The organism is Pseudomonas sp. MM211, from assembly GCF_020386635.1.
GTDB lineage: Bacteria > Pseudomonadota > Gammaproteobacteria > Pseudomonadales > Pseudomonadaceae > Aquipseudomonas.
The window spans coordinates 505,745-528,571 of the sequence record NZ_CP081942.1; the positions used below are offsets into that span (position 1 = coordinate 505,745).

19 protein-coding genes and 1 pseudogene are annotated in these 22,827 nt (G+C 61.9%); 6 read left to right on the top strand and 14 right to left on the bottom strand.

The features are described from left to right. Window positions 1-68: 68 nt before the first annotated feature. From K5Q02_RS02280 to K5Q02_RS02325, 10 genes and pseudogenes are all read right to left on the bottom strand, one after another. Window positions 69-1,252, bottom strand: a pseudogene (locus K5Q02_RS02280) (ATP phosphoribosyltransferase regulatory subunit). Between the two features lie 346 nt (window positions 1,253-1,598). Further along, window positions 1,599-2,468, bottom strand: coding sequence for a protease modulator HflC (gene hflC / locus K5Q02_RS02285; protein ID WP_225835948.1), 870 nt, complete (start codon window positions 2,466-2,468; stop codon window positions 1,599-1,601). After that, a complete protein-coding gene (gene hflK / locus K5Q02_RS02290) occupies window positions 2,468-3,655 on the bottom strand; it encodes an FtsH protease activity modulator HflK (protein ID WP_225835949.1) in 1,188 nt (395 codons plus the stop codon). Before hflK ends, hflC begins: the two co-directional genes overlap by 1 nt. A gap of 98 nt (window positions 3,656-3,753) precedes the next feature. Continuing rightward, a complete protein-coding gene (gene hflX, locus K5Q02_RS02295) occupies window positions 3,754-5,055 on the bottom strand; it encodes a ribosome rescue GTPase HflX (RefSeq protein ID WP_225835950.1) in 1,302 nt (433 codons plus the stop codon). Window positions 5,056-5,069: 14 nt separating this feature from the next. Continuing rightward, window positions 5,070-5,330, bottom strand: coding sequence for an RNA chaperone Hfq (hfq, locus tag K5Q02_RS02300; protein WP_225835952.1), 261 nt, complete (start codon window positions 5,328-5,330; stop codon window positions 5,070-5,072). A gap of 109 nt (window positions 5,331-5,439) precedes the next feature. After that, on the bottom strand, window positions 5,440-6,396 hold the full coding sequence (gene miaA, locus K5Q02_RS02305; protein WP_225839947.1) for a tRNA (adenosine(37)-N6)-dimethylallyltransferase MiaA: 957 nt from the start codon (window positions 6,394-6,396) through the stop codon (window positions 5,440-5,442). A gap of 70 nt (window positions 6,397-6,466) precedes the next feature. Next, complete coding sequence (gene mutL / locus K5Q02_RS02310; RefSeq protein WP_225835953.1) at window positions 6,467-8,341, bottom strand: DNA mismatch repair endonuclease MutL; 1,875 nt, start codon at window positions 8,339-8,341, stop codon at window positions 6,467-6,469. Further along, window positions 8,338-9,765, bottom strand: a complete 1,428-nt coding sequence (locus tag K5Q02_RS02315) for an N-acetylmuramoyl-L-alanine amidase (RefSeq protein WP_225839949.1) — start codon at window positions 9,763-9,765, stop codon at window positions 8,338-8,340. The genes mutL and K5Q02_RS02315 overlap by 4 nt, the downstream gene beginning before the upstream one ends. A gap of 8 nt (window positions 9,766-9,773) precedes the next feature. After that, on the bottom strand, window positions 9,774-10,241 hold the full coding sequence (tsaE, locus tag K5Q02_RS02320) for a tRNA (adenosine(37)-N6)-threonylcarbamoyltransferase complex ATPase subunit type 1 TsaE (RefSeq protein ID WP_225835962.1): 468 nt from the start codon (window positions 10,239-10,241) through the stop codon (window positions 9,774-9,776). Next, on the bottom strand, window positions 10,229-11,728 hold the full coding sequence (locus K5Q02_RS02325) for an NAD(P)H-hydrate dehydratase (protein ID WP_225835964.1): 1,500 nt from the start codon (window positions 11,726-11,728) through the stop codon (window positions 10,229-10,231). The genes tsaE and K5Q02_RS02325 overlap by 13 nt, the downstream gene beginning before the upstream one ends. A 58-nt stretch (window positions 11,729-11,786) precedes the next feature. Here K5Q02_RS02325 and queG point away from each other — a divergent pair, with 58 nt between their 5' ends. Further along, window positions 11,787-12,854 carry a tRNA epoxyqueuosine(34) reductase QueG gene (queG, locus tag K5Q02_RS02330; protein ID WP_225835966.1) on the top strand — a complete coding sequence of 356 codons (1,068 nt, stop codon included), beginning with the start codon at window positions 11,787-11,789 and terminating at the stop codon, window positions 12,852-12,854. 127 nt (window positions 12,855-12,981) lie between these two features. On the opposite strand, the gene orn is transcribed toward queG, so the two are convergent. Both orn and K5Q02_RS02340 read right to left on the bottom strand, forming a co-directional pair. Continuing rightward, window positions 12,982-13,524 carry an oligoribonuclease gene (gene orn, locus K5Q02_RS02335; RefSeq protein WP_225835968.1) on the bottom strand — a complete coding sequence of 181 codons (543 nt, stop codon included), beginning with the start codon at window positions 13,522-13,524 and terminating at the stop codon, window positions 12,982-12,984. 27 nt (window positions 13,525-13,551) lie between these two features. After that, window positions 13,552-14,367 (bottom strand): class I SAM-dependent methyltransferase, encoded by an 816-nt coding sequence (locus K5Q02_RS02340; RefSeq protein WP_225835970.1) that lies wholly within the window; start codon window positions 14,365-14,367, stop codon window positions 13,552-13,554. A gap of 118 nt (window positions 14,368-14,485) precedes the next feature. On the opposite strand from K5Q02_RS02340, the gene rsgA reads away from it, so the two are divergent. Further along, window positions 14,486-15,517, top strand: coding sequence for a small ribosomal subunit biogenesis GTPase RsgA (gene rsgA / locus K5Q02_RS02345; RefSeq protein WP_225835972.1), 1,032 nt, complete (start codon window positions 14,486-14,488; stop codon window positions 15,515-15,517). Between the two features lie 50 nt (window positions 15,518-15,567). Here the strand turns inward: rsgA and motB are convergent, their stop codons facing one another. Continuing rightward, the gene (gene motB, locus K5Q02_RS02350; protein ID WP_225835974.1) at window positions 15,568-16,590 is read right to left on the bottom strand and encodes a flagellar motor protein MotB; all 1,023 of its coding nucleotides are present in this window, start codon (window positions 16,588-16,590) and stop codon (window positions 15,568-15,570) included. Window positions 16,591-16,595: 5 nt separating this feature from the next. After that, a complete protein-coding gene (gene motA, locus K5Q02_RS02355) occupies window positions 16,596-17,447 on the bottom strand; it encodes a flagellar motor stator protein MotA (protein ID WP_225835975.1) in 852 nt (283 codons plus the stop codon). 122 nt (window positions 17,448-17,569) lie between these two features. Between motA and K5Q02_RS02360 the strand changes: the two genes are divergently transcribed. The 4 genes from K5Q02_RS02360 to K5Q02_RS02375 all read left to right on the top strand — a co-directional run bounded on the left by K5Q02_RS02360 (window position 17,570) and on the right by K5Q02_RS02375 (window position 22,808). Continuing rightward, window positions 17,570-19,078, top strand: coding sequence for an HDOD domain-containing protein (locus tag K5Q02_RS02360; protein ID WP_225835977.1), 1,509 nt, complete (start codon window positions 17,570-17,572; stop codon window positions 19,076-19,078). 68 nt (window positions 19,079-19,146) lie between these two features. Next, window positions 19,147-19,962 (top strand): rhodanese-like domain-containing protein, encoded by an 816-nt coding sequence (locus tag K5Q02_RS02365; protein WP_225835979.1) that lies wholly within the window; start codon window positions 19,147-19,149, stop codon window positions 19,960-19,962. A 58-nt stretch (window positions 19,963-20,020) separates the two neighbouring features. Continuing rightward, on the top strand, window positions 20,021-20,878 hold the full coding sequence (gene asd / locus K5Q02_RS02370; protein WP_225839951.1) for an archaetidylserine decarboxylase: 858 nt from the start codon (window positions 20,021-20,023) through the stop codon (window positions 20,876-20,878). A 130-nt stretch (window positions 20,879-21,008) separates the two neighbouring features. Continuing rightward, window positions 21,009-22,808, top strand: a complete 1,800-nt coding sequence (locus K5Q02_RS02375) for a molecular chaperone (protein ID WP_225835981.1) — start codon at window positions 21,009-21,011, stop codon at window positions 22,806-22,808. Window positions 22,809-22,827: the final 19 nt, after the last annotated feature.

Consider the following 22,827-nt stretch of genomic DNA (forward strand, 5'->3'; position numbering starts at 1 on the left):
TCTTCGCGCAAGCTTGAGCCGGTCACGGCCGGCGAAAGTAATTCAGAATAGACGACCACAGCGGTCGCTCAGTCCAGTGCCAGCACTTGCCAGCGACCGTCACGCAATAACAGTTGGCGATCACAGCGGGCCTGCTCGGCCTCGCTCAGCTCCTGACCCGGCAATGCCTGTACCACACGCTCACCCTCGGCGCGCAGACGACGAACCGCCTGCCACAGGTAAACGTCATGGCTGTCCGGGACCAGATGCCAGCGGGCTCTTCGCCGAGCGGCATATTGCCCAGACTTACCAGCGTCTTCAGGTCGGTGGAGAAGCCGGTGGCCGGGCGAGCGCGACCGAAGTCAGCGCCAATGTCGTCATAACGGCCGCCCTGAGCGATCGCCTGGCCAACGGCCGGCACGAACGCGGCGAACACCACACCCGTGTGGTAGTGATAACCACGCAGCTCGCCCAGGTCGAAGTACAGCGGCAGCTCCGGATAACGCAACTCCAGCGCATCGGCGATGGCCAGCAAATCATCCAGCGCAGCGTGCACGTCATCCGGCGCCTCGACCAGACAGGCCTGAGCCAGATCCAGCACATCACGCCCGCCACACAACTCGCCGAGCGCACGCAACATGCGCCGCAGTGCGTCCGGGAGCGAGTCGGTCAGGGCATCGATCTCGTCCATGGCCTTGCGCTGCAAGGCGTCGAACAGCTGTTGCTCGACCTCCCCGGACAGCTCGGCGGCACGCGCCAGACCGCGGTAGATACCGACATGACCAAGATCCATGTGCACATCCGGCACCTCGGCCAACTCCAGGGTATCGACCAGCAGGCTGATCACTTCGACGTCGCTGGCCGGGCTGGCATCGCCATACAACTCGGCGCCAAGCTGGATCGGACTGCGCGAAGTAGTCAGCGCACGCGGCTGCGCATGCAGCACGCTACCGGCATAGCAGAGCCTGCTCGGGCCCTCGCGACGCAGCGTATGCGCATCGATGCGTGCCACTTGCGGCGTGATGTCGGCGCGAAAGCCCATCTGCCGGCCGGACAACGGATCGGTCACCTTGAAGGTGCGCAGATCCAGATCCTGCCCGGCGCCGGTCAACAGCGACTCCAGGTACTCGATATGAGGGGTTACCACGAATTCATAGCCCCAGCGCTGGAACAGATCCAACACCTGACGACGCGCAACTTCGATGCGCGCCGCTTCCGGAGGCAATACTTCTTCGATCCCATCTGGCAGCAGCCAGCGGTCTACGGTCGCCATTTCGCCATTTCCCTCTTGATTCGGGCGGCACAAGCCTTCAGTGAAGCGGATGGAAGGCCGAACGCGGCAACAGGCCGGTCAGCTCCAGGAACGGGCATCGAGACGATCAGTGAATTGATTGCACGAAGCCCCCACGCCAGCGGCGCGGAAAGGGGCAAGGTCAAAAGCCTTGAAAGACAGAACGTAACGCTCAGTTCGTGCCGCATGATTCCCACAGGCGTAAAAAAGCCGGGATTTTCCCGGCTGCCGCATCATACCACGGCTGAGGCCACAGGCCACAAGCTTCAGGCTACAAGCGGTCACCCGCCATACCGTCGCCTGCTGCTTGCCGTCTGTGGCCGCCTTTTCAGGGCCGCGATTTTTCCAGGTAACGGAAGAATTCGCTGCTCGGATCCAACACCAGCACATCACGCTTGTCGGAGAAGCTCTCACGATAGGCGTTCATACTGCGGTAGAAGGAATAGAACTCCTGATCCTGACCGTAGGCTTTGGAGTAGATAGCAGCGGCTTGGGCATCACCCTCACCACGCAGCTCCTCGGCCTGCCGATAGGCTTCAGCGAGCAGTACACGCTGCTGACGATCAGCGTCGGCGCGAATACCTTCAGCCAGTTCCTTACCCTTGGCGCGATGCTCGCGAGCCTCACGCTCACGCTCCGAACTCATACGATCGAATACGCTGCGGTTGACTTCCTTGGGCAGGTCGATGGCCTTGACGCGAACGTCCACCACCTCGATACCCAGCTCACGCTGCGCCGCACGATTGAGCGATGCAGTCACGTCAGCCATCAACGCATCACGCTCGCCAGATACCGACTCATGCAGGGTGCGCTTACCGAACTGGTCACGCAGCGATGCTTCGAGACGACGCGACAGACGCTCATCCGCGATCTGCTTCATACCCGATGTTGCGGTGTAGTAACGCTCGGCATCCAGCACACGCCACTTGGCGTAGGCATCGACCATCAACGCTTTCTTCTCAAGTGTCAGGAAGCGCGAATTGACGGTATCGAGCGTCAGCAGACGAGCATCGAACTTGCGTACCTGGTTGACGTAAGGAATTTTGACGTGCAGACCAGGCTGCACATCCGGCTCGACAATACGACCGAACTGCAACAGCACCGCACGCTCGGTTTGCGCCACGATGTAGAAGCTGCTCCAGGCGATCAGCGCCAGCACAACCCCTACGATCAGGGTCACCAGTGATTTATTGCTCATCAACGGCCCTCCCTTGTACGTGGGTCGCTCGGCCCTACATTGTTACCTACGCGCGCGCCAAGATCTGCCGCACCCGCGCCGGAGACGCTATTGGACGTGCTGCTGCCACCACGACTGTCGATCATCTTGTCCAGCGGCAGGTAAAGCAGGTTGTTCTGCCCCTTGTCGCCAGTCACCATCACCTTACTGGTGTTACTCATCATCTGCTGCATGGTGTCCAGGTACAGACGCTCACGAGTTACCTCTGGAGCCTTGCGGTACTCAGCGACCAGCGCAGTGAAACGATCCGCCTCACCCTGAGCGCGCGAGACCACCTCATCACGGTAACCACTGGCATCCTCGATCAAACGCTGCGCTTGACCGCGAGCTTCCGGCACCACGCCATTGGCGTAGGTTTCAGCCTGATTTTTCTCACGCTGCTCGTCTTCACGGGCACGAATCACGTCATCGAAGGCTTCCTGCACTTCACGCGGCGCCGCGGCGCTCTGCAGGTTCACCTGAGTCACGGTGATACCGGTGCGGTAAGTATCGAGGAAACGCTGCAGACGCTCACGCACGTCACCGGCCATTTGCTCACGGCCTTCGGTCAGCACCTGATCCATCTCGGTGGAACCCACCACGTGGCGCACGGCACTGTCGGTCGCGTGCTGCAGGCTGGTTTCCGGCATGTCGACGTTCAGTACGAAGTCCTGCAGATTGCTGATCTTGTACTGCACAGTCAGCGGCACTTCGATGATGTTTTCGTCTTCGGTCAGCATCTGCCCTTGCTTGCTGTAGGCACGCTCACGGGTGACGTTTTCCTGGAACTTGCGATCGATCGGCGGGAAATAGATGTTCAGACCCGGGCCAACCGTCTCGTGGTATTTACCGAAACGCAGCACGACGGCCTGTTCCTGCTCATCGACCACATAGATAGCGTTGTACAGCCAAAAGGCGCCCACGACGGCCAGCGCAACGAACAGCAGGCCGAAACCGCCACCCTTGCCTCTGGAACCATTGTTGTCACTGCCGCGTTTCTTGCCGCCACCGAACAAACCATTGAGTTTGTCCTGCAGCTTGCGGAAGGCTTCGTCAAGATCCGGTGGTCCCTTGCGGTCACCGCCGCCACCGCCGCCGTTACCACGACGACCGCCGCCACCCCAGGGATCCTGATTGTTCGAATTGCCACCCGGCTCATTCCAAGCCATAGCGCTCTCCATACTAATAAAGCAAAGACGCGCCAGACGGCGCGCCCGCCAATGCTACAGAATGCCCGCTTCCAGCGGCAAAATCACCGCCGCAGGCTTTATTGCAAAGTGTGTTGCTCGATGAATTCTAGCGGCTGCAGACCTTCGCGGCTGACCAATCGGTTCAATTCGACTCGCGGAATGCGCACCTGCAAGAGACTGCTACCATCATCGGCATAGGATTCCTGCTGCACCACTCCGAGCTCGAAGAACTGCGCCCGCAGGCGCGCCAGTTGCTGAGGCAGTTGCAAGGTAGCCACGAACAGATCATCACTCAGCAGCTCAGCTACAGCCTGCTTGAGCAGCGATAGACCGCGACCGTCACGGGCTGACAACCAGACGCGCTCAGGTCGACCATCCGCATTACGCTGAATCTGCGGCTCGACACCTTCCAGTAGATCGAGCTTGTTGTAAACCTCGAGCACCGGCAGGTTCTGGGCACCGATTTCCCCCAGCACCGCCAACACCTGTTCGATCTGCGCGGTACGCTCAGGCTCGTGAGCATCAATCACGTGCAGCAGCAGATCCGAGTTGCTCGACTCCTCAAGCGTGGCCCGGAAGGCTTCGACCAGTTTATGTGGCAGGTGACGAATGAAACCCACGGTATCAGCCAGCACCACCGGCCCAAGATCGTCGAGCTGCAAACGACGCAGAGTCGGATCGAGGGTGGCGAACAGTTGATCAGCGGCGTAAACATCCGACTCGGTCAGCGCGTTGAACAACGTGGACTTGCCGGCGTTGGTATAACCGACCAGAGAAACGGAGGGGATATCGGCGCGCTTGCGCCCACGACGTGCCTGCTCGCGCTGACTACGCACCTTCTCCAGCTTCTGCTTGATCTGGCGAATGCGCACGCGCAGCAGGCGTCGATCAGTTTCAAGCTGGGTTTCACCTGCACCACGCAGACCGATACCACCTTTCTGCCGCTCAAGGTGAGTCCAGCCACGTACCAGACGCGTACTCATGTGGTCGAGCTGAGCCAGCTCGACCTGCAACTTACCTTCGTGAGTACGTGCGCGCTGGGCGAAAATATCGAGAATCAGTCCGGTACGATCAAGCACGCGACACTCGAAAACACGCTCGAGGTTACGCTCCTGACTGGGCGTAAGGACATGATTGAAGATGACCAGGTCGGCCTCGTGTGCCTTTACCTGATCACGCAGCTCTTCCACCTTGCCGCTGCCAATGAGGAACTTCGCAGTGGGCCGACTATTCGGCACACTGAAAAAAGCCACTGCATCGGCACCAGCGGAAAGTGCCAGCTCTTGAAACTCCTGGGGATCCTCGCTCGCCTCGGTGTTTTGGCTATCCAGATGAACCAGGATGGCCCGTTCACCCCCTTCATGGCGCTCGAAGAACAATGCAGCCCCCTGGATTAAGCGTTGCCTGGCTCGGACTCAGCCTGATCAGTATCGGAAACACTTGGCAGACGAACCGGACGGCTCGGCACCACAGTGGAGATAGCGTGCTTGTAAACCATCTGGCTGACGGTGTTCTTCAGCAGGATGACGAACTGATCGAAAGACTCAATCTGCCCCTGCAGCTTGATGCCATTGACCAGATAGATAGAAACCGGGACGCGTTCCTTACGCAGGGTGTTGAGGTAAGGGTCTTGTAGCGAATGCCCTTTTGACATGTGCCGCACTCCTTAATGGATCAATAATTAAATAGGTTTTGAACATTTGATTAAGCAACGAACAGCTTTGGCACGCCACCCTCAAGGATAGACGGCCCGCGGCAAGGTCTCAGCTCAATATGGAGACCGTCGCCAAGTATTTCAAGGCACGTGGCAGATTGTCGCAATCGAGACTATCAAGCCAGTGCAAATTCTCCCAGCTACGCAACCACGTGAACTGCCGTTTAGCCAATTGGCGGGTGGCAATGACACCCTGTTCACGCATCAGCGGCGCACTCAGGCGGCCCTCCAGATGTTCCCATACTTGCCGGTAGCCCACCGCCCTTATCGACGGCAGCTCAGCGTGCAGGTCTCCACGTTGATGCAGGCGTTCGACCTCAGCAACAAAGCCCTGTTCCAGCATCAGATCAAATCGTTGTGCGATGCGCTCGTGAAGCATCTGCCGTTGGGCGGGCGCGATGGCCAGTTGCGCCACAGTATAGGGGAAACGCGCCTCTCCTGAGCTGGCTTCATTCTGCCGCCGACGCAACTCGGTCATGGTCATGCCGCTGACCTGGAAGACTTCCAGGGCACGCACCAATCGCTGAGGGTCGTTAGGGTGAATACGCGCCGCTGACTGCGGATCCACAGCTCGCAACGCCTCATGTAACGCACCCCAACCTTCGCGCTGCCCACGCGCATCGAGCTCGCCCCGTACCTCGGCATTGGCTGCTGGCATATCGGCCAGGCCATCAAACAAGGCTTTGAAGTAGAGCATGGTGCCGCCCACCAGCAGCGGAATACGCCCGCGCGCGGTGATCTCGGCCATGACAGCCAGCGCATCGCAGCGAAATTCAGCTGCCGAATAAGCGTCAGCGGGGTCGCGGATGTCGACCAAGTGATGAGGAAACGCCTCAAGAGTGGCCTTGTCCGGCTTGGCCGTGCCGATATCCATCCCTCGATAGACCAGCGCGGAGTCCACGCTGACCAGCTCGCAGGGCAAAACCTGAGCCAATGCCAAGGCCAGATCGGTCTTGCCGGCAGCGGTCGGGCCCATCAAGAAGATCGCAGGTGGAAGGAAGGACATCGGCAAGACTCGAATGAACGGCGGCGCATTTTCAGGGCATGGATTGCCGCTCGCAAGCGCGGCGCGCGGGTTACTGGCCGCGCATGAACAATTTGTCCAGCTGATCCATGCTCATCTGCGTCCAGGTCGGCCGGCCGTGGTTGCATTGACCACTGCGCTCGGTCTGCTCCATGTCGCGCAACAAGCCATTCATCTCCGGCAGGGTGAGACGGCGATTGGCGCGCACCGCGCCATGACAGGCCATGGTGCCCAGCAGTTCGTTGAGGTGAGCCTGGATACGATCGCTGGTACCGTATTCGAGCAGATCGGAAAGCACATCACTGACCAGACGTGTCGCCTCGGCTTGCTTGAGCAGCGCCGGGATCTGCCGGATCGCCAGGGTTTCCGGGCCCAGGCGCTGCAGCTCGAAGCCCAGTTTCTGGAACCACTGGCCATGCTCTTCGGCACAATCCGCCTCGCGCTGGCTCACCGCGATGGATTCCGGCACCAGCAATGGCTGGCCGCGCAGCCCCTCGCTAGCCATCGCTACCTTGAGACGCTCGTACATGATGCGTTCATGGGCGGCGTGCATATCCACGACCACCAGGCCATGAGCGCTTTCGGCAAGAATGTAGATACCCTTGAGCTGAGCGATGGCATAGCCCAGCGGCGGAATATCGCCCTGTGCTTCCGGCAATGAGACAGGCGCACTGCCTGCCGGCATCGGCGCAAAGAACTCCCGATACACACCTTGAGCTTCCGCCGCAGGTAGCGACGACTCGCTGCGCTGCCCCTGATAGCCGGCGCCCGGCGAACGCCAGACGGACTCCGCAGGCCGCTCCAGCACGCTGGCAGCCAGACCCATCTCACCCTGCGGGCCGAACTCGCCAGCCGCCTGACCGGTAGGGCGCAGCATGGTTTCGACGGCGGCCGGTGTGGCCAACTGATCCTCAGGCCGCACTTCGCCAAGCGCCCGATGCAGGGTGCCGTAGAGGAAGTCATGCACCGTGCGCCCCTCACGGAAGCGTACTTCGTGCTTGGTCGGATGCACGTTCACATCCACCGCTGTCGGATCGATCTCCAGAAACAGCACGAAGGTCGGGTGACGACCGTTGAACAGCACGTCGCGGTATGCCTGACGCACTGCATGGGCGACCAGCTTGTCGCGCACCATGCGACCGTTGACATAGAAGTACTGCAGATCCGCCTGACTACGAGAGAACGTCGGCAAGCCGACCCAACCCCACAGGTGCAGGCCGTTGCGTTCGATGTCGATGGGCAGCGCCTGCTCCAGAAAGCCAGAGCTGCAGACCGCAGCCACACGCCGGGCGCGACTGGCGTCGTCGTTGGCTTCGTGCAGCGAGAGAATGTTTTTGCCGTTGTGGCGCAGGTGAAAGGCCACGTCGAAACGGGCCAGCGCCAGCCGCTTGATCACTTCCTGCAAGTGATCGAACTCGGTCTTCTCGGCCTTCAGGAATTTGCGGCGCGCCGGGGTGTTGAAGAACAGGTCACGCACTTCCACCGAGGTGCCGACCGGGTGCGCGGCGGGCTGAACGCGCGGCTGCATGTCGCGGCCTTCGGTCTCCACCTGCCAGGCCTGATCGGCATCGGCTGTGCGCGAGGTGAGGGTCAACCGTGCGACCGAGCTGATCGATGCCAGGGCCTCACCGCGAAAGCCCATGCTCATGACCTGCTCAAGATCCTCCAACTCGCGAATCTTGCTGGTGGCGTGACGAGCCAGGGCCAAAGGCAGGTCATCGGCGGCGATGCCGCGACCGTCATCACGCACCCGCAGCAGCTTGACGCCACCCTGTTCGACATCTACTTCGATCCGCCTGGCACCAGAGTCCAGGCTGTTCTCCAGCAGCTCCTTGATCACCGAGGCAGGGCGTTCGACCACCTCACCGGCGGCGATCTGGTTCGCCAGCCGCGGGCTCAGCAGCTGGATGCGCATCGCTTCACTCATGGCTGGGCAGCCAGTGAAGTAGCGGGGATCTGTAACGTCTGGCCGACCTTGATCACGTCGCTTTTCAGCGAGTTCGCGCTGCGCAGCGTGGACAGGCTGATCTGGTAACGCTGAGCGATCAACGCCAGGCTCTCGCCGGAAGTAACCACATGTTCGCGCGGCCCCTGGGCGATCTTGCCGTTGTCACGCAGCCAGGCGATGTAGGTACCAGGCGGCGGATTTTGCTCGAAGAACTGCTTGGCGCCCGTAACGATTGAGCGCGACAGCGTGCGCTGATGCGAGGCCGTAAATAGTTTGCGTGCTTCGTTCGGGTTGGAGATGAATCCGGTCTCCACCAGGATCGAGGGGATGTCCGGAGACTTCAGCACCATGAAGCCCGCCTGCTCAACTCGCCGCTTGTGCAGCGGGGTGATCTGCCCCATTTGCCCCAAGACCTTCTGCCCGACGTTCAAGCTGGACGACAGCGAGGCCGTCATCGACAGATCGAGTAGCACACTGGCCAGCATCCGATCCTTGTCCTCGAGGCTGACGTTGCCGGCACCACCGATCAGGTCAGACTGATTTTCCGAATCGGCCAGCCAACGCGCGGTTTCCGAAGTAGCGCCGCGATCCGACAAGGCATACACCGACGCGCCGAAAGCTGCAGCGCGAGGTGCGGCATCCGCGTGAATGGAAACGAACAGGTCGGCGCCCTTCTTGCGGGCGATCTCGGTGCGTTTACGCAGCGGGATGAAATAGTCGCCAGTACGTACCAACTCGCCACGGAAGCCTTTCTCGGCATTGATCTGACGCTGCAGCTCCTTGGCGATGGCCAGGGTCACGTTTTTCTCGAACTGGCCCTTGGTCGGGCCCAGAGCACCCGGATCTTCGCCGCCATGGCCAGCATCGATGGCGATCACGATATCGCGCTTGCCACCGGGCACAGGCACCAGCTTGGGCGGCGCCTGGGTCGGCGTGACCGGCACGGGCGCACTGGCGGTAGTCGTCGAGGGCAGGTTCGGGGCAGCATCAGACGGCTGATCGAACAGATCGACGACCAAGCGGTTCCCGTATTGCTGATTCGGCGCCAGGGTGAAACTCTTCGGAGTGACCTGGGATGAGAGGTCGATGACCACCCGAAGGTCATCGGCAGTGCGCTGCGCCGAGCGCACGGCGGTAATGGGCGTGTTGCTCAGCGCGAGATTGTCCAGCGGAGTCACCAGCTTGGCGCCACTGATATCGATAACGATGCGATCCGGCGCCGTCAGGGTAAACACACTGTGCTGCACCGGCCCGGAAAGGTCGAAAACCAGGCGCGTGTTGTCCGGCGCACGCCAGAGGCGAACGCTGCGCACATCCGACGCGGCCCACACGTCGGCAGCCATGACCGCCAACATCAGCCCGACCGCGATCAATCGCGCGCCTATGCGCATACCCGCCCCCACTTTCTTGTTCATGCTCTGGCAGCCAACGCGGCACACCAGCTATCACCCTTCGCACCATGGCTGCGAAGTAGCAGCGACCGGCCACCCGCTCGCGGGGTAATGGTAATGTCCATGTCAGCCTTTGGCAAAACGCCAACGCCGCGTTGCGGCCACTCGATCAGGCACAGGGCATCGCCTTCGAAGTAATCGCGAATACCCAGGAACTCCAATTCCTCCGGATCGACAAGCCGATACAGGTCGAAATGGAAAGCACGGATCGAGCCGATTTCGTATGGTTCGACCAGCGTGAAGGTCGGGCTCTTGACCGCGCCCTTGTGCCCCAGGCCTTGCAGCATGCCGCGCGAGAGCGTGGTCTTGCCCGCGCCGAGGTCGCCTTCGAGGTAAATGACCCCACGCCCTTCGGTGATATTGGCGATACGCGCGCCGAGCGCCAGCATGGCGTCCTCATCGGCGGCGAACAGTTCTATTTCCGACAAGCGGCTCGCTCCTGTAACAAATGGCGGATAGCGTCGCACAGATCGCTCGCCGCCAGACCATTTCCTTTTCCTGCCAGGTACTCACCCGCCCCAGCATGCAGCCAGACGCCCAGGCTTGCGGCCTGCCATGGCGTGCAACCCTGAGCGATCAGCGCGCCGATCAGCCCGGCCAGCACATCCCCCAGGCCGGCACCAGCCATCACCGGGTCGCCACTGTCGCAGACCAGCAGGTGCCCCGCTGGGTCGGCGATCAGCGTGCCGGCGCCTTTCAATACGCAGACCACTTGATAGCGCTGGGCCAGAGCCCTGGCTGCGGCGGGTCGATCGGCCTGCAACGCCTGGTTCGAGATCCCGAGCAGGCGGGCCGCTTCGCCAGGGTGCGGGGTAATCACGCTACCAGGGGCAATGCTCACGGCACCTGCGGCGAGCAGATTGAGCGCATCGGCGTCCCATACCTGAGCAGCTGGTGACGCGGCTGCAGCCGAAATCAAGCTGCGAGCCCAGGCATTCTGGCCGAGACCTGGCCCGACCACCCACACGGTGATTTTGCCGCCAAGCCCGTGCAACTGGTTGGCCGAGGCGACCGCCAGACTCATCACTTCCGGCAGTCGAGCCTGCGCAGCACCGAGATGCTCGCCGCGGGTCGCCAGGGAGACCATACCGGCACCGCTGCGCAGGGCACTCTGCGCCGACAGCAACGCGGCGCCACCGGTGCCGTGATCACCGCCGACCACCAGCACATGACCCAGCTGGCCCTTGTGAGCGGTTGGTGGCCGTGCGGGAAGGTGCGGCAGAACATCGCCGGCCAGACGCTGCGCCGCCCACGGCTGATTCGCGACAATCTGCGCGTCGGCCTGCAGGTCGTCGAACAGCAGACGGCCGACATGATCGAGCGCCTGGCCCAGAAACAGGCCGACCTTCAGACCGATCAGGGTCACGGTGAGCTGGGCGGCGACCGCTACACCCAGCACCTGGCCAGTATCGGCGCAGAGACCCGAGGGGATATCCACCGCCAGCACCGGGTGACCACTGTGATTCATCCACTCGATGGCCGCAGCGTAGGGCTCGCGCACCGCACCTGCCAGGCCGGTGCCGAGCAGCGCATCGACCAGCACACCCTGCGCTTCGTGCCCTGACTCCCATGCAATCACCTCGACTCCGGCGGCCACGGCTTCATCGCGCGCCAGGGCTGCGTCACCCTGCAGGCGCTGCGGCTCTGCCACTGCCAGCACACGAACCTGCCACCCACCACGCAGTGCCAATGCTGCCAGCAGATAACCATCGCCGGCATTATTACCGTGCCCAGCTACGACAGTGACCGCACCGGCATCCGGCCAACTGCGGCGCAGGGCCCGCCAGATGGCGTGTGCAGCGCGCTGCATGAGCACCAATCCTGGCGTGCCGGCAGCGATCAGCGCAGCGTCCAGCGCCCGCACCTGGGCGGCACTGTAGAGTGCGATAGGAAGATCGTCTGATGAATGCCGCATGCCTGTGCTCCGATGTCTGGCAGAATTATACGTCGACTATCCCAGATTCCCGCCCAGCATGACTGACGCCACCCCCGACCTCACCAGCCTCGCCCAGTCCATAAAGGACTGGGGGCGCGAACTGGGCTTCCAGCAGGTTGGCATCAGCGGCCTGGAGCTGGGCGAACACGAGGCGCACCTGCAGCGCTGGCTGGATGCCGGCTACCAGGGCGAGATGGACTATATGGCCGCACATGGCCGCAAACGTTCACATCCGGACGAACTGGTGCCCGGCACCCTGCGGGTGGTCTCGCTGCGCATGGACTACCTGCCCGGCGACACGCAGATGGCGCAACGCCTGCTAGAGCCGGAAAAGGCCTACGTTTCGCGTTATGCCCTGGGCCGCGACTACCACAAACTGATCCGCAAACGCCTGCAACAACTGGCCGAGCGCATTCAGCAGGCCATCGGGCCATTCGGCTATCGCGCTTTCGTCGACAGTGCGCCGGTGCTGGAAAAGGCCATTGCCGAGCAGTCGGGCCTGGGCTGGATCGGCAAGAACACCCTGGTGCTCAACCGCAAGGCCGGCAGCTACTTCTTTCTCGGCGAACTGTTCGTCGACATCCCCCTGCCCGAGGACGCGCCCCACGGCAGCGAACACTGCGGCCGCTGCAGCGCCTGCCTGGACGTTTGCCCCACAGCCGCCTTCGTTGGCCCCTATGTGCTCGATGCGCGGCGCTGCATCTCCTACCTGACCATCGAGCTGAAAGGCCCGATACCCGAGGAGCTGCGCGCACCCATCGGCAACCGCGTGTTCGGCTGCGACGACTGCCAGATGGTCTGCCCCTGGAACCGCTTCGCCAAAGCCACCGAGCAGGGTGACTTCCAGCCACGACACAGCCTGGACAACGCCGAACTGGCCGAGCTGTTTCGCTGGAGCGAGGAGGAATTTCTCAGCCGTACCGAGGGCTCACCGCTGCGCCGCGCCGGTTACGAGCGCTGGCTGCGCAACCTGGCCGTCGGCCTGGGCAACGCACCGTCGAGCATCCCGGTGCTGGAGGCGCTGGAGGCCCGCCGCGAGTATCCGTCGGAGCTGGTGCGCGAGCACGTGCAGTGGGCGCTGGAACAACATGCAAAGCGCGCCTAGCAGCGCTATCCCATAGCCTGGGTTGAGCGCAGCGATACCCAGGACGTTACATAACCCAAGAGCCACGGGTTACGCCTTCGGCTAACCCAGGCTACGGCCTTTTACTGGAAGCTTGTGGCTGCAGCCCTCAGACCTTGAGCAAGTGCTGGCGGTAGTACTTGAGCTCGGCGATCGACTCACGAATGTCGTCCAGCGCCTGATGCGTACCGGTTTTCACGAAGCCATCCTTGACCCCAGGCGCCCAGCGCTCGGCGAGGATCTTCAGGGTCGAGACATCCAGATAGCGATAGTGGAAGTAAGCCTCCAGGGCGGGCATGTACTTATAGAGGAAACGGCGATCCTGGCCGATGCTGTTGCCGCAGATCGGCGACTTGCCCTTCGGCACCCACTTCTCCAGAAAGGCGATGGTCTGCGCTTCCGCCTCGGCCTGGCTGATACGGCTCTCGCGCACCCGCTGGGTGAGGCCGCTTTCGCCGTGAGTGCGCGTGTTCCACTCGTCCATGGCGGCCAGGCGCTCATCGCTCTGGTGCACGGCGATCACCGGGCCTTCGGCCAGCACATTGAGTTCGGTATCGGTGACGATCGTGGCCATTTCGATGATGACGTCCGTCTCGGGGTCGAGACCGGTCATCTCCAGGTCGATCCAGATCAGGTTCTGTGGATTCTGCATGCTGCGCTCCTCTGTAGTGCCGCCATTCTAGCTAATCGTCGCGCCGTGCGCGCCGTCGATCTCCCAGAGCAGCAGGCGCGAATCACGCCAATCCTTCAACGCCACCACCCGCTGCGGCGCCACACCAGGAATCTCGAAGGTATTGCTGATCAGCCAGGCACCTGCTGGCAGTTCGAGCCGGGCTTTGTCCCAGAGCGCCAGCATGGGCGCTGGGGATAGGAAGCAGTAAGCAACATCGATGGCGGCAAGGTCGCTGCGCCAGAGGTTCTGGTAACGAATCCGGCAATTGCGCTGACCGATGCTGCGCAGCCAGGCGATGGCACAGGAAAGCGGCGCGGTCTCCACGCCAGTGAACTGGGCCTGAGGAAAACGCCGCGCCAGCCATAACAGGGTGCCCGCCGGGCCACAGCCGAGATCGACGAACGCGAAGCGCTCGCCGCGCTCCTCCAGCAACCGCGCCAGCTCGCGTCGGCTACCGGCACCTGTGAGGTACAGCGGCACGCGCTCACCGAAACTGTTCCAGTTGAGCAGCAACAGCAGCAGGAAACCGAGCAGGAACAGCCAGGACGGCAACGGTGCGCCACTGGCCAGCAGCAGAGCCGGCACGAATACCAGGTTCAGCCACCACCACCAGCGCGACAGCCCGAACCATCGAGCCAGGCTGGCAGTGAGCAAGCCATGCAACAGGCCTGCTGCCAATGGGCCGGGCCGCCAGCTAGACAGATGAGCAACCGCGACAATCGCCAACCCCATACAGAGGGTGACAGAGAGCTGGATCAACAGAGCCAGCAACGCCGGATAACGCTCACCCAGGCGATGCAGCACGCGATAAGAAGCAGCCATGCCGATAGGGCTCACTGAAGACGGATGACCAGTCTAGCGCCAGCATCGGTAAATTGCCGCCTCTGCGGGCATGCTAGACTCGCCTCCATTTTCAGCGCATCACAAACTCGGAAGCCCCATGGCCAAACGCCAACTCAACCGCCGGCAAAACTGGCGCATCGAAAAAATCCAGGGTGAACGTGCCGCACGTGCGGCCAAACGCGAATCCCGCGTGGTGGAAACTCTGGAAGGCGGCGACCTGGGCCCGGAACAGACCGGCCTGGTGATCGCTCACTTCGGTGTGCAGGTGGAAGTCGAGGCCACGGACGGCGAGCTGTCGGGCCAGATATTCCGCTGCCACCTGCGCGCTAACCTGCCGACCCTGGTTACCGGCGACCGCGTGGTGTGGCGCCCCGGCAATCAGGGCATTGGCGTGATCGTCGCCCAGCTGCCACGCGACACCGAGCTGTGCCGCCCGGATACCCGTGGCCAGTTGAAGCCGGTAGCGGCCAACGTCGACCTGATCGTCATCGTCTTCGCGCCGCTGCCCGAACCTCACGCCAACCTGATCGACCGTTACCTGGTTGCGGCAGAACATGCAGGCATCCGCCCACTGCTGCTACTCAACAAGGCGGATCTGATCGATGCGCAGAACGAAACAGCGCTGAACGCACTGCTCGGCGTGTACCGCCAGTTAGGCTACCCGCTGCTGGAAGTGTCGGCCCTGGAGGGTGATGGCATGGAGCAGCTCAAGCAGCAGCTCGATGGCAATATCAGCGTATTCGTCGGCCAGTCCGGTGTGGGCAAGTCGTCGCTGGTCAACAGCCTGCTGCCGGGCGTCGATACCCGAGTCGGCCCACTGTCCGAGCTGACCGGCAAGGGCACGCACACCACCACAACGGCGCGGCTGTTCCATTTTCCTGGTGGCGGCCAGTTGATCGACTCACCGGGTATCCGGGAATTCGGTCTGGTGCATGTCAGCCGTGATGACGTGGAGGCGGGCTTCATCGAGTTCGCCGAGTTGCTCGGCCATTGCCGCTTCCGCGACTGCAAGCATGACCGCGAGCCCGGCTGCGCGCTGCTCAAGGCACTGGAAGACGGTCGCATTCAACCGCAACGGATGAACAGCTACCGGCATATTCTGGCCAGCCTGCCGGAGTCGGAATACTGAGTGCAAGCAGGAGCGCCTCAAAGGCGCTCGAACTCACCGAGCCCCTGGGATCACTCAGCGGGCTGATCCATCTGCAGCGTGCCGTCCTCGAAGATATTCAGCCGCTCGCGCATCTGATCATTGGATAACGGCTCAGCGGCTGGCGCACCAGTCGCGCCGCCTGCTGGTGCTTCCGGCGCCGGATCGGGCGCCAGCTCGCCGCCGCCCTGCTCGCCTTCGATCGTGCGCTGAGCCTTCTTGGTCAGCACCACGATATCGATGCGGCGGTTGACCGGATTGAAGGGGTCGTCGCGGTCGAATAGCGCCGAAGATGCATAACCGACCACTCGCGCCACCTGGGCATCGTCGTAACCTGCAGCGGTCAGCACTCGACGCGCGGCGTTGGCGCGGTTGGCCGACAACTCCCAATTGCCGAAGCCGCCAGCGCCGGCGAAAGGCTTGGCATCGGTATGGCCGCTGACGCTGATCTTGTTCGGCACTGCCTTGATGGTGTCGGTCAGCGCGAACAGGATGTCCTCGAAATAGGGCTGCAACTGGGCGCTGCCCAAGGCGAACATCGGCCGGTTCTCGGCATCGACGATCTGAATGCGCAGACCGTCCTGGGTGATTTCGAACAGAATCTGATCCTTGAAACGCTGCAACTGCGGATCCTGCTCGACCTTGTTCTGCAGTTCCTGCAGCAGCAGCTCCAGACGCTCTCGCTCCACCTCTTCGGCTTTGGCCTCGGCCTGCTCGGCATCCAGCTCGGCCGGATCCTTGGGGTCGACGTCCGCCTGCTCACCCGGCGATTCCTGCGGCTGATCGTTGAGGGTGCGATCCGGCGACGGGGTCGGTGAGCCGCCGAGGTCGATCACGTAGGGGCTGGCACTTTCGGAGAAGCCGATGGGATCCTTGAAGTAGCCGGAGATCAGTTTCTTCTGCTCGGGCGTGGCCGAGGACATCAGCCACATCACCATGAAGAAGGCCATCATCGCCGTGGCGAAGTCGGCGAAGGCGATCTTCCAGGCACCACCATGGTGGCCCCCTGCGACCTTCTTGACCCGCTTGACGATAATCGGCTGGTTGTTTTCCATGGTGCTTAGTTCCCGCGCATTGCCTGTTCAAGCTCGCTGAAGCTTGGGCGGTGCGCCGGGTAGAGGGTCTTGCGCGAGAACTCCACCGCCAGCGACGGCGGCATCCCGGAAGCTGAGGCGACCAGACCCGCCTTGATGGCTTCGTAGACGTTCAGTTCTTCCTTGGCATCATGCTCGAGCGCGGCAGCCAGTGGGCCGAAAAAGCCATAGGAGGCGAGAATCCCGAGAAAGGTACCGACCAGCGCCGTACCAACCTTCTCACCAATCTGCGCGTTATCCGCCTCGGCAAGAATCGACATGGTGATCACGATACCCAATACCGCCGCGACGATACCCATCGCCGGCATACCGTCGGCGATCTTCGCCACGGCATGGGCGGGATGGTCGAGTTCTTCCTTGAGCCCGACCAGTTCCATATCGAACAGGCCTTCCAACTCGTGGGGCGCCATGTTGCCGGACGACATGATGCGCAGGTAATCGCAGATGAAAGCGACCATGCGCTCATCACCCAACACCGCCGGGTACTTGCTGAAGATCGGGCTGGCTGCAGGGTCTTCGAGATCGGCCTCGATGGCCATCATTCCTTCACGGCGCGCCTTGTTGAGAATCTCGTAGAGCAGGCGCAGCACTTCCAGGTAGTAGTCGTGAGTGAACTTCGACTTGAACATCTTCAATGATTTCTTGAAGACGATCATGAACATACTGCCTGGATTGGCCTGCAGGAACGCCCCCAGCGCGGCGCCGCCGATGATCAGCACCTCAAAAGGATGCACCAGCGCCATGAGTTTGCCGCCAGATGCGACGAAACCGCCGAAGACGCAGGCGAAGACAACGATGATGCCGATGATTTTGGCCATAGAGGAAACTTAAAAAAGTGAAAAGAAAGGGGGGACGCGCGAAACACCCCTTCTACTTATCGGAAGAGATGGGCGAGACTATAGTCAGTTAAGTCTAAAAAAAGCCATTTTGGCATATCCCCATGGTCGCAAGCACGCCGCTACCCCGCACCCTCGATGCCTGGCTCAAGCAGTTGGATGGCCAAGTACTGCCTATCCCGACTCAGCATCACCAGCAGGTACGCCGCGCGCTGGGTGATAGCCGCCGCTCGCTGCGCGAGATCGCCGACCTGATGCAGGACAGCCCGGCGCTGGTGCTCTGCGTGATGCGCGAAGCCAATCGCAAGAGCAGCAGCATGGGTGAAGCGGCAGAAAGTCTGGAAACCGCCCTCAATCGCCTGGGCCTCAAACGCGCCGAAGAACTGCTGATGCGCATACCGGCCAAGGCTGTTGTCGATATTCCCCAGCCGCTGCGGCAAATCCAACTGATCAGCCAGCACGCCACGCAGCAAGCCAATGGCCTGTTCGCCGCCCGCCTCGCCCGCTTGTGGCAGGAAGTCCACTGGGGCAGCTTGCTGTTCCTCTCCCCAGTGTGGACATTGTTGGCGGCTTATCCGCAGTTGTTCGAAGCCTGGGAGCAACGGGTACTGATCAAAGGCGAGCCACCTGCACGGGTCGAACGCGACCTGCTGGGTATTTCCCTCGTTGAATTGTGCCTGGCACTGGCTGAGCACTGGCGCCTGCCGGCCTGGATCATTCAGGGTTATCAGTTGCTGATTAACGACCGGCGCCTACTCGCCAAAGCACTGCACCTGGCCCGCCAGCACGACAACCCGTTAAGGCAACAACAGGAGCTGGACAGCGATCCACCCCTGCAACGCTGGCTCATGCAGCCGGCCAACAGCATCTTGCTGGCTAACGCATTGGCCGTCTCAGCGCACAACGCCTGGAACGGTAGTCACACCCGGCGCTGGCAAACACTCAATAGCCTGTACTTGCAGATGCCGCTGCCGGAGCTGCACCAGCATATTCACCAGAATGCAGCGCAAAGTGCGCGACAGGTTGAAACCACAGGCCTCTGGCATCCTGCCGAGGCGCTGTTGTGGCCCTGGAATACACGGCACTTGCGGGAGAACAAACCACCGACACCACAAGTGACCGACTGGCGCCAACTGTGCACCCAACTGCTCACCCAGCCGACGGCATTCAGCAACGTGGAACAGCTCACCCGTTGCGCTCGTCAGGCGCTGCAAGCGACCGGACTATCACGCCAGATCATGTTGCTCGCTGACCGCAGCCACAGCCGCTTGCAGGTGCAGCAACATGTAGGCGTCGATGCCAGCGCCAGCGGTCTGACTCTTGATCCGGCGCAAAGCCAGGTACTGCGTCGCCTGCTGCAGGCGCCCGCGCAGCTGTACCTGACACCGGCCAATATCGCTCAGTTTTCCGCCCTACTCCCAGGCAACCTGAAAGCCCTGCTACCCAGTGAATATCTGTTGATTCGATCACTGGCCAGCAATGATCGAGTGGTGATGGTTCTGTTCGCCGACCTGCACGGGAAACCGATCAGCGATACCGCTCTGCAAGCCTTCACCAAGACCGCGCAATGCATAGAGCGTGCCCTGGACACGTTCAGCAAACGTAAGCGCTGAACCGCGGCTCTTTTCCCCGGCCCTGGCTGCGCTACAATCCCGTACTCATTTCTGCCAACGAGGCCCGCATGACTGCCTTCGACGAACTGCCGCTGGTCATCGAGCCCGCGCACCTCGCTACGCGCCTGGAAGAACCGAGCCTGATTCTGGTCGACCTGAGCAGCCGCGCTCGTTATGAAGCTGGGCACATCCCTGGCGCCCGTTCCGTCGACACTAAACGCACTCAACTGGGCAGACCGCCGGCACCTGGCCTGCTACCTCAGCAGGCGGCACTGGAGCAGTTGTTCAGCGAGCTTGGCCATCATCCGGACGCCACCTATGTGGTGTACGACGATGAAGGCGGCGGCTGGGCTGGGCGCTTCATCTGGCTGCTGGATGTAATCGGCCACCAACGCTATCACTTCCTCAACGGTGGCCTGACCGCCTGGGAGGCTGAGCAGCGCCCGCTTGATCAGAATATTCCCGAGCCGAAAAGCACACCGGTGCAGCTGTCGCTGAGTGACGAGCCGACGGCCAGTCTCGATTACCTGAAGTCGCGCCTGGGCGCCGACGACCTGGCCATCTGGGATGCCCGTTCGCTGGAGGAGTACCGCGGCGAGAAGGTGCAGGCAGCCAGGGGTGGTCATATCCCCGGCGCCATCCACTTCGAGTGGACGGCCGGCATGGATCCCGCTCGCGGCCTGCGCATCCGCGAGGATATCGGCCAGCAGTTGAACCAGTTGGGCCTGAGCGCCGACAAGGAAATCATCACCCACTGCCAGAGCCATCGCCGCTCCGGTTTCACCTATCTGGTGGCCAAGGCCCTGGGCTATCCACGGGTCAAGGCCTATGCCGGCTCGTGGAGCGAATGGGGCAATCTTTCCGATACACCTGTCGAACAGTGAGTGCGACTTGACTGTCCACTTGTAATTCGCCCGGCAAGAGATGCCGGGCTGCCAAGGAATAAAGATGAAAGAACGCCTGTTTATCCTCAGCCAGTACCTGACTCCGCATCACCTGCTGTCGCGCCTGATCGGCTGTGCAGCCGAATGCCGAGCGCCCTGGTTCAAGAACCGCCTGATCACCTGGTTCGCCAAGCAGTATCAGGTCGACATGAGTGAGGCGCAGGTCGAGGATCCGACTGCATTCGAACACTTCAACGCATTCTTCACCCGCGCCCTGAAAGAAGGCGCCCGCCCGCTGGACAACCTGCCTGGCGCGGTACTCTGCCCCGCCGACGGTGCCGTCAGCCAGCTTGGCCGCATCGAGCATGGTCGCGTATTCCAGGCCAAGGGCCACAGCTACAGCGTGACCGAGCTGCTGGGCGGTGACAGCGAGCGCGCCGCGCCCTTCATGGGTGGCGACTTCGCTACCGTCTATCTGTCTCCCAAGGACTACCACCGCGTGCATATGCCGCTGGCCGGCACCCTCAAGGAAATGATCTACGTGCCTGGCCGCCTGTTCTCGGTGAACCAGACCACCGCCGAAAACGTTCCCGAGCTGTTCGCCCGCAATGAACGCGTGGTTTGCCTGTTCGACACCGAGCGCGGCCCCATGGCCGTGGTACTGGTTGGCGCAATGATCGTCGCGTCCATCGAAACCGTCTGGGCCGGCCTGATCACGCCGCCCAAGCGGGAACTGAAGACCGTGAGCTACGACGAGGCCGCTCGGGCACCGATCAGCCTCGAGAAAGGCGCGGAGCTGGGCCGCTTCAAGCTTGGCTCCACCGCCATCGTGCTGTTCGGCCCCGAGCAGGTGAAGTGGGCCGAGGAACTGGGTGCCAATAGTCCGGTGCGTATGGGCCAATTGCTGGGCCAATGAGCTACGAGCGTGACTTGCAGCCTTCATCTGCGTCGCCGCAAAGGCTGCGACGCTGGCAAGATGCTGCTAGAGTCGCCTCACGATTACCGAACGATTCGCTCGCAAGCTGGCGCTGGAGTACAGAAGTTAGATGGATAAACAGAGCCCCCACCTTTTGCTCCGCGTCCCGACGCCGACCAAGCAGGGCCTGACTTTCTGCGATGCCACGCCACGCGACCTGAAACGCTGGATTGCCGGCCTGCCCAAGGCCAACATTGGTGAAACCGCACGTCAGTTGTATCAAGCGCTGATTGAGCTCAATCAGCTGCTGACGCCCTCGGATAACCGCCTGCAGTTGCTGGAGCTCTTGCGCCCCGAGGTGTATTTCGTCTGCGTGCATCTGGAACGCCACTTCCTCAACCAGGCTATCGTCCTCGACGAACGCCCGCGCAAAGTGGCCAACCTGTGCCAGGCCCTGCAGAACCACCTGGCGATCGGTTACAAGCTGATTATTTCGCAGCTGGTTTCGCAGCCGAACCGTGAGCGTAACCAACTGCTCGGCACCGCACTGCAACGCGCTGTCCACAGCCTCAACGGCCCACTGATTCGTACCAGCCAACTGTATTGCCCAGTGCCCGAGGGATTGTGGCTGGAGCTGCACCAGCTCTACCTGATCGCTCGCCAACAAGACCTTCATAAGGTGGTGATCCGCGATCCTCTGGCCAGACACACCCAAGGACTGAGTACTGAGCAAGGCTACGTCGTCGCCCTGCTGATTGGCTGCTCACGCTGCAACCAGATGCGCCAAAGCGCCATTGCCCGCCTAGCCGAGGCGCTGGAGCCTTGGAGTGCGCTGGTTAACCTGCAAGCAGGCGGTCACCCATCGAGCATCTTCGCCGTGGCGCCGCAACTGGACGATCCGCCGCGCTATACCTCGCTGTTCCAGCCGAGCGAGTTGCTCGGCGCGCTGGGTATCGACCCGACGCCACTGGTCGACACCATCAAGGATCATCTGCAACTGCAGCCCGAGGAACGAGCCCAGTCCCGCTTGCAAGTGCCGGACGGTTTCACCACCGACATGCTGCAACACGCCGCCGCTGCCTGGGGTGACATTTCCGAACGCACCTTCCAGCGCACCCAGGGCACGGGCAGCATGACCCTGTGCATAGGCATGAGCGCACTGAACTACTACTTGGCCAATGGCCGGGTGTTCAGCGAGATACTCAAGCAACAGAGAGACACCATCGCTTCGTTCAAACCACTCAGTGGTGAGCCCGATATCTGGGCCGGCGCGCACGATGCCCAGCGAAACAGCGATTGGGAGCACGGCTTACCGTTCGAAGAAATCGAATACCCCAAGCCTGCCGGCGAGCAGGAACAAGCGGGGGCGGCCAGCGAAAGCTACCCCAACTACACCCTGTCGATCGTCAACCATAGCCCGGGCGGTTACTGCCTGTCCTGGCCCAAGGAAGTTCCCAACCAACTGCAGGCCGGTGAACTGCTGGGCATCCGTGACAACCCGCAACAGGGCTGGAGCGTGGCGGTTGTGCGCTGGATTCGTCAGGTGCGCGGCGGCGGCACACAGATGGGCATCGAACTGGTTGCCCCACACGCGCAACCCTGCGGCCTGCAGTTGGTTCGCAAGGCCGAACAGAACAGCCAGTACCTACGCGCCCTGTTACTGCCCGAAATCTCTGCCATTTCCCGTCCGGCGACACTGATCACCCCGCGACTGCCCTTCCAGGAAGGCAGTAAAGTGCTGATCAATATCAACGGCAAGGAACGCCGTGCGGTGCTGAGCCAGAAGCAGACCAGCACGGGTAGTTTCAGCCAGTTCGAATACCACGACCTCGAGCAAAAAAGCGCGGATCACGCGACCTCTGTCACAGCCTCCGGAACCCACCGGCCGGCCGGGGAGGAAGACTTTGACTCACTCTGGAAGTCGCTGTAGATTGCCGGAAACCCTTTAT